Annotated in this window: 14 protein-coding genes; 4 read left to right on the top strand and 10 right to left on the bottom strand. The window is 68.0% G+C overall.

The window, feature by feature from the left end; genetic code table 11:
* Nucleotides 1–5: 5 nt before the first annotated feature.
* Together ACWIGI_RS34315 and ACWIGI_RS34320 are read right to left on the bottom strand one after the other, a co-directional pair.
* Nucleotides 6–347, bottom strand: coding sequence for a hypothetical protein (locus tag ACWIGI_RS34315; protein ID WP_454207454.1), 342 nt, complete (start codon nt 345–347; stop codon nt 6–8).
* Between the two features lie 76 nt (nt 348–423).
* Complete coding sequence (locus tag ACWIGI_RS34320; RefSeq protein ID WP_454207456.1) at nt 424–1026, bottom strand: hypothetical protein; 603 nt, start codon at nt 1024–1026, stop codon at nt 424–426.
* 282 nt (nt 1027–1308) lie between these two features.
* On the opposite strand from ACWIGI_RS34320, the gene ACWIGI_RS34325 reads away from it, so the two are divergent.
* Complete coding sequence (locus ACWIGI_RS34325) at nt 1309–1788, top strand: hypothetical protein (protein WP_454207458.1); 480 nt, start codon at nt 1309–1311, stop codon at nt 1786–1788.
* A gap of 141 nt (nt 1789–1929) precedes the next feature.
* On the opposite strand, the gene ACWIGI_RS34330 is transcribed toward ACWIGI_RS34325, so the two are convergent.
* A complete protein-coding gene (locus ACWIGI_RS34330; RefSeq protein ID WP_454207460.1) occupies nt 1930–2751 on the bottom strand; it encodes an alpha/beta fold hydrolase in 822 nt (273 codons plus the stop codon).
* A 135-nt stretch (nt 2752–2886) separates the two neighbouring features.
* Complete coding sequence (locus tag ACWIGI_RS34335) at nt 2887–3468, bottom strand: TetR/AcrR family transcriptional regulator (RefSeq protein WP_454207462.1); 582 nt, start codon at nt 3466–3468, stop codon at nt 2887–2889.
* 100 nt (nt 3469–3568) lie between these two features.
* Between ACWIGI_RS34335 and ACWIGI_RS34340 the strand changes: the two genes are divergently transcribed.
* Nucleotides 3569–4606, top strand: a complete 1038-nt coding sequence (locus ACWIGI_RS34340) for a beta-ketoacyl-ACP synthase III (protein WP_454207463.1) — start codon at nt 3569–3571, stop codon at nt 4604–4606.
* 93 nt (nt 4607–4699) lie between these two features.
* On the opposite strand, the gene ACWIGI_RS34345 is transcribed toward ACWIGI_RS34340, so the two are convergent.
* From ACWIGI_RS34345 to ACWIGI_RS34360, 4 genes are all read right to left on the bottom strand, one after another.
* Nucleotides 4700–4915, bottom strand: a complete 216-nt coding sequence (locus ACWIGI_RS34345) for a hypothetical protein (RefSeq protein WP_454207465.1) — start codon at nt 4913–4915, stop codon at nt 4700–4702.
* A gap of 215 nt (nt 4916–5130) precedes the next feature.
* Complete coding sequence (locus ACWIGI_RS34350) at nt 5131–5463, bottom strand: hypothetical protein (protein WP_454207467.1); 333 nt, start codon at nt 5461–5463, stop codon at nt 5131–5133.
* Nucleotides 5464–5663: 200 nt separating this feature from the next.
* Nucleotides 5664–6098 carry a hypothetical protein gene (locus tag ACWIGI_RS34355; RefSeq protein WP_454207469.1) on the bottom strand — a complete coding sequence of 145 codons (435 nt, stop codon included), beginning with the start codon at nt 6096–6098 and terminating at the stop codon, nt 5664–5666.
* 126 nt (nt 6099–6224) lie between these two features.
* On the bottom strand, nt 6225–6686 hold the full coding sequence (locus ACWIGI_RS34360; RefSeq protein WP_454207471.1) for a hypothetical protein: 462 nt from the start codon (nt 6684–6686) through the stop codon (nt 6225–6227).
* Nucleotides 6687–7479: 793 nt separating this feature from the next.
* Here ACWIGI_RS34360 and ACWIGI_RS34365 point away from each other — a divergent pair.
* Nucleotides 7480–7830, top strand: a complete 351-nt coding sequence (locus tag ACWIGI_RS34365; protein WP_454207473.1) for a hypothetical protein — start codon at nt 7480–7482, stop codon at nt 7828–7830.
* A 24-nt stretch (nt 7831–7854) separates the two neighbouring features.
* Here the strand turns inward: ACWIGI_RS34365 and ACWIGI_RS34370 are convergent, their stop codons facing one another.
* On the bottom strand, nt 7855–8319 hold the full coding sequence (locus tag ACWIGI_RS34370) for a DUF4231 domain-containing protein (RefSeq protein ID WP_454207475.1): 465 nt from the start codon (nt 8317–8319) through the stop codon (nt 7855–7857).
* Nucleotides 8320–8685: 366 nt separating this feature from the next.
* On the opposite strand from ACWIGI_RS34370, the gene ACWIGI_RS34375 reads away from it, so the two are divergent.
* Nucleotides 8686–9108, top strand: a complete 423-nt coding sequence (locus ACWIGI_RS34375) for a toll/interleukin-1 receptor domain-containing protein (protein WP_454207477.1) — start codon at nt 8686–8688, stop codon at nt 9106–9108.
* Between the two features lie 854 nt (nt 9109–9962).
* Here ACWIGI_RS34375 and ACWIGI_RS34380 read toward each other — a convergent pair.
* The coding region (locus ACWIGI_RS34380; protein ID WP_454207479.1) for a tetratricopeptide repeat protein at nt 9963–10431 on the bottom strand (469 nt) is incomplete at its 5' end.

The following is a 10431-nucleotide window of genomic DNA, read 5'->3' on the forward strand; positions in this document are numbered from 1 at the left end:
CCGGCTCAGCCGGTCTGAATCCCGGAGGCGACCTTGACCACGACCTGGTCGGTGGTCACCTCCTGGACGGTGACGTTCATGCCGTCGGCGGGCTGGGTCTCGCCGACCGGGACGCGCACCTCCTGCCCGGCGACCCGCAGCGTCACCGTATTGCCGTTCACGGCAACGAGTTCGGCGTCCACACCCAGCACGCTCGCCTTGGCGTTCACGCCGCGGTCGAAGGTGATGGTGCAGCCGCTGATGGTGCAGTCCGACTTGCTGCCCGGGCCCTCGGCCGAACACGCGGACACACCCAGCGGAACCAGCAGGGCGAAAACGGGAACGGCCATCAACCGTCGAAAGCGCACATCGTCAGTGTAGTGCGCTCGCGCCGGTCGGCGGCCGTGCTCGCGGGTGCTGCTCAGATGCGGAGGACGCGATCGTTCACGCGCAGTAGAAACAGACCCCGTTGGCGGGCAACTGGGTGAAACAGTCCGAGCACACCGGTGCGCGCACGGGCTCGGGATCGGGCTCCGGCGCGGGCGCCGCGGCGGTCTTGCCCATGGTCATCCGGCGCTTGGCCGCGACCTTGGGGGTGAGCGGCGGGACGCCGCCGTCGGCCGGGATCTGCGCACCGTAGAACTGGTAGCACTGCCAGCGGGCGTAGGCCGCGTGCAATTCCAGGTCGTCCGGAATCGGCAGGCCCGCGAGTTCCAGGACGTATTTGTAGGCGTCGCCCACCGTGTGGTTCTGGCGTACGCACAGCGCCGAGAGCGGCGGTTCGCCCGCGCTGTGGCAGCGCCGGGCCACCTTGCGCAGAATGGCGTCCATCCAGGTGCGGGTGGGGGCCTTGGTGTGCACGCCCGAGGTTTCCTGCACGCGCTCGGCCAATTCGTTGACCGTGACGAAATGTCCGTACCCCGTTGCGGTTTCGGCCAATTCGGCGTGCGCGGCCAGCGCCCACGCGATAGTCGCCTCACGGAACGGCACCGCGGTGCCGTCGCCCGCCCGCCATGCTCCCGCCATCGTGGATACGGTCTCCTTCATCACCCGTCCAAGTTATCGCGCCGGGTGCCGACGACGCCAACGGACTCCCGAATTATCGCGAAAACTCTTCGCAAACCGACTGGTTCTCTGGTGGATTCCCGTGTGCGGCAAGAAGTTCTATATCGCCCGCGCGGGCGGCGACGATAGAATGGGCCGGATTCGTACTCACGCCCCATCATCGGTGCCGGTCGCGCGTTCGCCCCGGTAGAGGTGGGGTTCGCGCCGACTCGCTCCAGCCCCCGGGTGGCTCGGCCGCCGCTGCCAGCTGCCCGAGGGGGCCGTATGTACGCCAGCGAGAACACCGGCGGCAGTTGTGATTCGGGCAATCATGCGCCCGGTCGCGCATCGTGTTCCGGGCCACAGTGCGGTGCGCGGACCGAGGCGCCCGGCATCATCCGGGACGAGGTGGGCGATGCCTTCCAGCAGTGGACCGTGGTGGCGGTGGTGCTGCACGCCGGCGTCGTGGCGCCGGTGCCGATCGGAGTGGTCGTGGCCGCGGATCTCGCGCTGGCCGCCGATCAGGTGTGCGCCCGGTTGCCCGCGCCCGGCGCGCTCGCGGGCACGCCGTATCTCGTCGCGTCCCCGTGCGCGCCGGAGGTCCGGGTGGGTGACGTGGGCGGCGCGCGATCGCTCAGTTGGGTGAACCGTCCGCAGTGGTGCGGCGGCTGGAGCTCGACCGAATGGGTGCCCGCCGTCGGCGGGTTGCGGGTCCTGGATCCTGCGAGCCGGCACGGCGCCGAGCGCGCGCCCGGGGGAGCCTGAGGGACTCCCGGCGCGCCTTGCAGCTGCCGATTCATTTGCGGCAGAAGAGTTTTGGTGTCGTTCTGGTCCACCGCCGCGCGTCTGCCCAAGGCCGTAGATCGCAACCCCCCGGTGTCGAAGGGCTGCCGGATATCCGGGGAATCAGGCTGAGACGAGGAACTCGCCCGCGGGCGGGGTGATCATGCCGATATTCGGATTGTGGCTCAGCTTGGGCAGTTCCAGGTGTCGCGCGTCGGGCAGCACCTCGGTGATGGCGCGGGCGGCGGTGCGCAGCAGTTTGTCGCTCTTGCCGCCGGAAATGACCAGCGTCGGGACCGTGACCCCGGCCCAATCCCGCTCGCGCAACGCCTCGCCGCGCATGAACGGTTCCATCACCGCCCAGCAGTGCGGCGTCGAACTGGCGGTGGCGAGCAGGTTCTTCCACATCGGGGTGAAGGGCATGACGGCGGTGAAGAATCGGGGAATGCCCATCGCCTTGGTCATGTAGAACTTCACCGTCTCGGCGCGCCTGTCCTCCTTGACCAGCGTGTGCAGTGTGGACGCGAGATCCGCGGCGGGAACGAAGTTTTCGTGATTCACCACGAACGGCGGCTCGAATGCCACGACCTTGGTGATGCCCGGGACCCGGCCCGACGCAGCGGCCCGCAGTGCGAGGCCCGCGCCCGAGGACCAGCCGAACAGCGCCGCCGCGCCGCCGACTTCCGCCACCAGGGCGGCGAGATCGTCGATCTCGTTCTCGACGTCGTACACGCCGGGGGTGTCGGTGCTATCGCCGCGGCCGCGGCGGTCGTAATTGATGACGGTCATGCCGTAGTCGTCGGCCAGTCGCTGGGCCAGTTCCACCATTTTGGGGAACTGCCGATAGCTGAAGGCCCCGCCGATCAGAATCACCGTTCCGGCCCCGCTGCCCGTGACGCGATCGAACGCGATGGTGTTTCCGGCCGGAGTAACGATGGTCTCCATTGTCGGGCGCCTTTCCTCGAATACCTGCGGCCAAAGGTGTTGTGCCGTCGGATGTCGAGACGGCGGCCGAATCCGGGATTCATCGGAGGGGTCGACGATTCGACTGTGACCTGGGTCACCGAAAGGGCTGTGGGCTCAGCCGTTCGCGAGGTGGTGCCGCAGCAGGACGGCGAACTGGTTGCGGGCGTCGTCGAAGGGGTGGCTCGATTTCAGCGCGCGGGACTGCACGATCGCGCCCTCGATGATCGAGAGCAGCAGGCCCGCGAGCGAGCAGGCGGCCGCGCGGTCGATGCCCGCGCTCACCAGGCCGTCGGCCAGGCGGGCGGTCCACTCGGCGAAGGCCTGGCCCGCCGCGGACTGCACGGTCGGATCGAGTTCGTCCAGGGCCGCGGCCATCATGAACGAACCGGCCCGATAGTCGCTGGATTCGAGTTCCATGCGCCAGAAGGCGAGTAGATCGTCGAGCCACTGCTCGGGGGAGGTCGCGGTGGCCAGCGCGTCGGCCATCCGGCTGACGTGCGAGTACACCACGCGGGACACGATGCGTGCCGCCGCCTCGACGAGTTCCCCCTTGCCGGCGGGGAAGTGCTGGTAGAGCGAGTTCCGTGAGGCATTGCTGCGCTTGAGCAGTTCACTGAGGCCCGCCGCGTGCACGCCGTGCTCCTGCACCGTCGCGATCGTGCTCGCGATCAGTCGAGCCCGAGGTCCCGCAGTCATGAATGGTCCTCCAACTTTTACCGTCAACCCTTGCTTGAACCGATCGGTTCATGTTAGACGTATCTCTGTGAACCGATCGGTTCATTCGGAGAGGAACACCATGCCCGCCCACATCGCCACCGCAGCCCCGGTGACCCATGCCGCCACCCTCGGCCTGGGTGTCTATCGACCCCGCCGGGTAGTCCCCAATGCCGAGATCGTCGACCGCATCGACTCCTCGGACGAATGGATCCGCACCCGTTCCGGCATCGAGTCCCGGCACTGGGCCGATTCGGACGAGACCATCGTCTCCATGAGCACCGCCGCCGCGCGTGACGCCCTCACCGCAGCGGGCATCACCGCCGAGCAGATCGACGCGGTCGTGCTCGCGACCTCGTCGCAGATGGTGCTCGGGCCGTCGGCGGGCGCGGTGGTCGCGACCGAACTCGGCATGCAGGACACCGCCGCCTACGACGTCTCGGCAGGCTGCGCGGGCTTCTGCTACGCCCTCGGCAACGCCGCGGCCCTGGTGCGCGCGGGCCAGGCCCGGTACGTGCTGGTGATCGGCGTCGAGCGGCTCTCGGACCTGCTCGACACCAGCGACCGGACCTGCGCGTTCATCTTCGCGGACGGTGCGGGCGCGGTCGTGGTCGGACCGTCGGACACCGAGGGCATCGGACCGGTGGCCTGGGGCTCGGACGGCAGCCAGACCGCGGCCATCAAGCAGGACAAGGACTTCGCGCAGTACTTCGCCGAGGTCGCCGCCGCCGAGGCGAGCGGCGGGACGACCGTGCGCCCCTACATTCGGATGAACGGCACCGCTGTCTTCCGCTGGGCCGTCACCTTTTTGGAGAAGGCGTGCCGGGACGCGCTGGACAAGGCGGGCGTGAGCGTCGAGGACCTCGACGCCTTCGTCCCGCACCAGGCCAACAGCCGCATCACCGACGCGCTGACCCGCGCGCTGCACATGCCGGAGAACATCGCGGTCGCCCGCGACATCGTCGAGACCGGAAACACCAGCGCCGCTTCGATTCCCATGGCGATGGAGCAGTTGCTGCGCTCGGGTGGCGCCAAGGCGGGGGACACCGCGCTGCTGCTCGGCTTCGGCGCCGGGCTGGCCTACGCGGGCCAGGTCATTACCCTGCCCGCCATCTCCTGATCCGCGCACCACGGAAAACGGGCCCCGGCGCGAGGTGATCGCGCCGGGGCCCGTGGTGAACGAATGGATATCGGAATTCGGGGAGTGCCGCGCTCAGTCCGGCCGCGCGTGCCTGCCGCCGCCGGCGGGCGCGGCGAAGGGCGGCGCGAACAGCGGCTGCGCCCGCCCCGCTATGTCGGCGTCGGAGATGCGAGGCAGCTCCGTGGTGGGACGATCGGCGCCGCGCCGCAGGCTGTCTATGAAGGCATCCAGACTTCCGTAGCGATTCAGAATCTCCGCCAGCAAGCGCTGGGCGTCGGGTCCCTGCATGGGTCGCAACGCTAGCCGCGAAAACCGTGGTGATCGACGTTTGTGCGCGGTCTTGGCACGAAAAGTCAGTGGTCGAGCGGTATGTATTCGCGCCGGTCGCTTGGGCGTTTCGCGGAGTCCGCCACCGGTGATGCCCGTGATACGGACGGGACGTCCGCGAATCGGTCCGGTTCCGGGCGAATTCCGGGCTGCGGTCCCTATCGCGACCCGTGCCCTCAGTTGTTCTTGGGCACGAGGATTCCGGTCAGGTCCGCGTTGCGGATGGGGGTGTCCGGGTTGGCCTGCGCCTCACACATGAGGCCGATGGCGGTGATCGAGGCGTCGATGGTGTCGGGGTTCGGGTCCGAGGTGGAGCTGTCCTGCTCGAGGTATTTGCGCACGGTGATGCGCTGCTTGTCCCGGGACTGCTCGGTGAACTCGCTGCAGGGTGTGTCGCCCCCCTTGTTCACGATTTCCTCGGCCTCGGTGCAGGCGCCGAGCAGCAGCGCCGCCAGCAGTCCGGAGAGCACCAGGGGCGCCCGGCGGCGTCGCGTGCGATGACTGTTCATGGCTCCGCATTTCCCGCGCCCCACCCGATCAAACGCGAGGCTTTCGTCTCAATGGTCCGAATTTGTTGCGGGGGTTCGGGAATGCGCGGGACGGAAAACGGGCCCCGCCTCCGAGGGGAGGGCGGGGCCCGTTGGGGGCGGCCTGGGCGCGGCCGGTCACGCAGCGGACAGGATGCGTGAACGTTCGCGCCCGGCGCGGTCTACTTGGCGCCGGCCGAACCGGTCAGCGCCTTGATGATGTCGGTGATCCCGCCCGGCAGGGCGGTGTTGCTCTCGGCCCGGCCCGGAACGCCAACGGACAGCGTCGAATTCGCGGAGCCCTGGGTGATGACGATCTCGTACTTGCCGTTCGCGGGCGGCGTCCACGGCACGTTCACCGATCCGCCGGTGGGGGTGACGGCGTTGGCGACGACGGCGCCGTTGGCCGTGATGGTGACCGGACTCGTCGCGTCCGAGCCCGAGACCGTCACCACGATGCGGCAGGCGGTGGCCCCGACGACGCAGTCCTTGCCCGTCTCGGCGCCTTCGACCTTGGCGCCGGTCACCTGCGCCGACGCCGGCGCGGCCAGCAGCACGGGCGTGAGCGCCGCGGTCAGCCCCACCGCGGCCAGAGTTCCGATCGAAAGTTTCGTCATATCTCCACTACTTCTTTCCGGCGGCCAGGTGGCCACCCGGTCCGAACAGTAGTGAAACGCGCTTGTTTCAACAAGGGTTGCTTTCGGATATGCGAACAACTTCGCAGAGTATCCGAATTCGCCGCGTCAATGACCGGATTCGGCCTCGGCTCGCAGGCTGCTCGCGCCAGAAATCAGGGCGCCCACCGCGAGGGTGAGAAGCAGGAGACCCCAGCGGAATTCGAGGGGCTTGCTCAGCTTCTCCGACAATTGGGTGAAGGCCATCGTCGTCGCCAGCAGGAGTCCGGCGGACTCGGCGACGGCCAGGGTCAGGACCACGCGATTCACCGTGGGGGAGGGGTGTTTCTGGAGAACCGCGGTAATGGCGAGGAGCAGCAGGAGTCCGGCCAGCAGCCAGCCGACATTCGGCGCGGCGTCCCGCAGGTCCCAGAGCGAGTAGTTCGTTCTTTCGCTGCGCCGGTTCTCGAGCCGTTTCGTGGTGCCGAACAACGGCGCGAACAGCGCCGCGCCGACGGCGATCGCGCCGCCCAGCGTCAATATGATTCCGGGGCGTGGCGCGGATTGCAGGCGCATCCATTGGTCTGACACGGTCGCAGTTTACGTACGGGCGTGCCACCTTCGCCGGTCGGCGAAATAGCGCGCAACCCCGGGGCCGGGTCCCGTCTCACCCCGCCGCGGCGCGGCCGGCGTCCCGTAACTCCTCGTTGCCGGATCGATGATTTGTCGGTACCCGGCTCGGGCGTGGCGCGCACCCTCGGCGTGTTCCCCGGCGGCGGTGCCGTCCCGGCGTTCGCGAGTCGGGGCTCGGCGCCGGGGGTTTCGGCGCGGACCCGTGCGCACGGCGCGCGATCGGTTGCGGCTCCGGCTCACGCGGCCGCGGGCGCGGCACCGGGCCAGCCGGGGCTGGCGGTGCCGGGAGAGGGCCAGCCGGGACTGACCGTGTCCGAGCGGCCCGAGGCCGCCGCACCGGCGCCCGCGCCGAGTCTGGCGGACTGGATTCCCGAACCGCCCGCACCGCCGGCACGCCCACACCCACAGCAGCAGGTACAGCCCGAACGCAGTACGTGGATCGGCCCGCAGGTGGAGGACCAGGGCGACGTCGAGGCCGAGGAGCCCGTCGTCGTCCCGGCGGATCCGCACGCGCTTCGGCTGGGTACCAGCATGATTCAGCTGCCCGGGTTCGTGGACGAGCGCACCCGGGACAAGGCCCAGAGCTACGCCGATTGGGCCGAGTGGCAGGTAGCTGCGGTCTACGACGGATTGGGGTTCTCCACGGTCGAGAGCAACCGGCGTGCGGCATCGACTCTGGCCCGGCGGAGTCGTCGGCGGCGGAGTCGGCGCGGAAGTCGCCGCCGTGCCAGTGGGATTGGCAGGATGCGCGGTGGGTGGAGTCATCGGTGCCGCCGTGGCAGGCGTGCCGACAGCGGGTGCGGGAGCGATTCCCGGCGCGGCCGTGGGGTGCGTGATCGTCGGGACCGTCGCCGCAGTGCCTGCGCTGGCGGTCGGTGCAACGGCTGGAGCGGTGATCGGTGGTGCGGCCGCGGGCACGCTCGGCGCCGGGGTGGATGTGCCCCAGCCCGCCGAGCCCGCGCCCGCCCTGGTCGAGGTGGCCGTGCCGGACCCGGTCACGTCCATGAGGTCGGCTCTGGCGGCGATGCCGCCGCTGTCGCCCGATCCGTTCGCCGCCGCAGCCGACTTCCTCGCAGCGGTCCAGGCCGGATTCACGCCATAAGGTGCGAGAACCGACCCGATACCGCTACGCCATATCCGCCCGATCTTCGGCGAATGCTACGGCTGCCCTGTTCTGTGGTTGGGCGATCTTCAACCAGGAACCCATTTCGTTCTGCTCGATCTGGGTCACCGCCTTGGCGAGAACCTCCTCGCATGTGTCGCTGTCGTAGGGGTACGCACCTGTATGGAAAAGACGGCGCTGCGCTTCCACTGCCTCGCGAGCTTGGCTGAAGCGTAGGTAGTCGTCATGCCAATGGAACGACGCTCGTAAACCAGTGATCACGACGACCACCGCGCCGAGAACTGCGGGTACAGCGGTGTTTCCATCGATCAACACCACGCACACTGGTATCGCGGCTGAGCACACCAACTGCAGGACTTCCGTCAGCCGATGGTATCGCCGCGCCTTGATCGCAGCGCCGCGGTACCACTCGTACGACGAATTCGCCAATTTCAGAGCGTACGGCGCATCCGTAGCGTCACTCGTCATCCGACCTCCCACTCCGCAATGAAACTGCGGACTCCGGAGAAAGACTAGCGCCGACATCCGTTGCCCGACAGGGCTGTCGGTGGTCGCGTCTAGGCTTGAGCAATGCGATGCACAGCGCCCGTACTCGGTCACATCCGCGGCGGTGGGGCAGACTGCCCCGTTCATGGTGGCCGATCCCGGTCGTCCTACTCCACGTCCTCCTACACATCCCCGCTCCCTCGTGCTGCGAGCGGTGGAGTCGGGTCCGGTGGTGGAAGTGGCGCTGGCCGATCAACTCGTCCGCGTTGGTCGCCAGCCACCTCTCCCGTCGTCTACAGCTCTGCCGAAGTCGCGGCCCTGGATCGTTACCGCCAGACGGTTGAAGCGGTGGGACCACGCGCCGAGTCCTATGATCTTTTCCTTTGCCATTCCTGGGCCGACCGGCAAGGGACCGCGACTGAACTGCACACCCTGCTTGAAGCGCAGGGCGTGTCAGTCTGGTTCAGCGAGCGGGACATCTTCCTCGGTCTGCCGTTCATGCGGGAGATCGACAAGGGTCTGGCCAAGACGCGCATCGGTCTCGTCCTGATCACGCCCGCTTTCCTCAAGGGCATCGAAAGAGGTGGTGTGTCCGAGAAGGAACTCTCTGAGCTGCTGGTTCGCGACCAGCTGATCCCAGTCGCGCACGGGGTGACCTACGACGAAATTCGGGCGAGCAGCCCGCTCCTCGGCTCACGCAACGGCCTCAGCACAGACGAGGACTCTCTAACAGATATCGCCAAGAAGATCGCTGAACTCGTCACCTTGTAGAACCCATGACGGCGCCGCACGATGAGGGGTCGGTGCCACGGCCGGAGCGGTGATCGGCGGCCCAGCTGCGGGCACGCTCGGCGCCGGGGTGGATGTGCCCCGGCCTGCCGAGCCCGCGCTGTTCGAGGTCGCTGTTCCGGACCCGATCACGTCCATACGTTCGGCTATCGCGGCCATGCCCCCGCTGAGCCCGGACCCGCTGGCCGCTGCGAATCAGCTGTTGGCGTCCGCCGCTGCCGGAATCTGACAAGAGGGAACCGATCTGGTCAGGGCTGCGGTCGAAAGGGTATGAGCGCCTGCGTGATCGAGATGTGGCCGAACAGCGTCACCCACCGGTGGGCGGCGGCCCGTGTCCGGATCCAGCTACAACTGGTCTTCGGTCGAGCTTCCGACCGCCGCCGTGCGCGGATCCTCGCACAACGTGCTGCGGCGGCCGCGGGCGAACGCTGATGCAGGTAGTTCAACGTGCCCAACCGGCCGGCTTGCCAGTAGAGCCCGCGCCCGTCGCACCGCCCCTGCCGAGCGACAGGAAATAAGCGTGGCAACAAACTCGGGTGGATGTTGGCCGTCGGATTGGTCTCGCGTGTTGGATTGGTCGCGGGGTTGGTCCAGGTCTCATTGCTCCGCAGCGGCTTTCGCGATGGTCGTGGGCACGTTCCGGTGTCCGGTAGCCACGGTCCGCGATAGGCTCACTTGCAAGCTCGAATGTCCAATCCTGTCGAATCCACGCCATCTTGGTGATGGATCCGCATGGGGACGATCACTGCCAGTGGCTTGAGCATTTGTCGCTGCGGCAGGATTGTGGTTGCCAGCTGATCTTCGGGCGAAGTGAAAGTTCGGACTCGTTGCTCCAGCTACGGTCCCTTGGTTTCTGTGTTGTCGCCGATCAACGCTTTCTCCTCCAGTTCTTTGAGGACTTCCATTGCGGGGGTGTGGCCAGCTTCGGCGGCAGCACGGCACAACGACATTCCCTCGTCGAGGTCGCCACGACCCAGCAGAACTAGCGCAAGGAGGAGCATCGCGCCGGTGTCGCCGCTGTCGGCGGCGGTGCGGTACCAGGTTTCGGCCTCGTCGAGGTCGCCACGTTCTTGTAGCAGGTGTCCGAGGAAGACCATCGCGCCGGTGTCGCCGGTGTCGGCGGCGGTGCGGTACCAGGTTTCGGCCTCGTCGAGGTCGCCACGACCTTGTAGCAGGCGTCCGAGTGCGAACATCGCCTCAGTAGCGCCGATGTCGCCGCTGTCGGCGGCGGTGCGGTACCAGGTTTCGGCCTCGTCGAGGTCGCCACGTTCTTGTAGCAGGTGTCCGAGGAAGACCATCGCGCCG

The sequence above is a fragment of the Nocardia sp. NPDC055321 genome (assembly GCF_053645575.1).

Bases quoted from the DNA above. Each gene is read 5' to 3' on its own strand.
- ACWIGI_RS34320 (WP_454207456.1), bottom strand. From the start codon at position 1,026: ATGAAGGAGACCGTATCCACGATGGCGGGAGCATGGCGGGCGGGCGAC.
- ACWIGI_RS34325 (WP_454207458.1), top strand. From the start codon at position 1,309: ATGTACGCCAGCGAGAACACCGGCGGCAGTTGTGATTCGGGCAATCAT.
- ACWIGI_RS34330 (WP_454207460.1), bottom strand. From the start codon at position 2,751: ATGGAGACCATCGTTACTCCGGCCGGAAACACCATCGCGTTCGATCGC.
- ACWIGI_RS34335 (WP_454207462.1), bottom strand. From the start codon at position 3,468: ATGACTGCGGGACCTCGGGCTCGACTGATCGCGAGCACGATCGCGACG.
- ACWIGI_RS34340 (WP_454207463.1), top strand. From the start codon at position 3,569: ATGCCCGCCCACATCGCCACCGCAGCCCCGGTGACCCATGCCGCCACC.
- ACWIGI_RS34345 (WP_454207465.1), bottom strand. From the start codon at position 4,915: ATGCAGGGACCCGACGCCCAGCGCTTGCTGGCGGAGATTCTGAATCGC.
- ACWIGI_RS34350 (WP_454207467.1), bottom strand. From the start codon at position 5,463: ATGAACAGTCATCGCACGCGACGCCGCCGGGCGCCCCTGGTGCTCTCC.
- ACWIGI_RS34355 (WP_454207469.1), bottom strand. From the start codon at position 6,098: ATGACGAAACTTTCGATCGGAACTCTGGCCGCGGTGGGGCTGACCGCG.
- ACWIGI_RS34370 (WP_454207475.1), bottom strand. From the start codon at position 8,319: ATGACGAGTGACGCTACGGATGCGCCGTACGCTCTGAAATTGGCGAAT.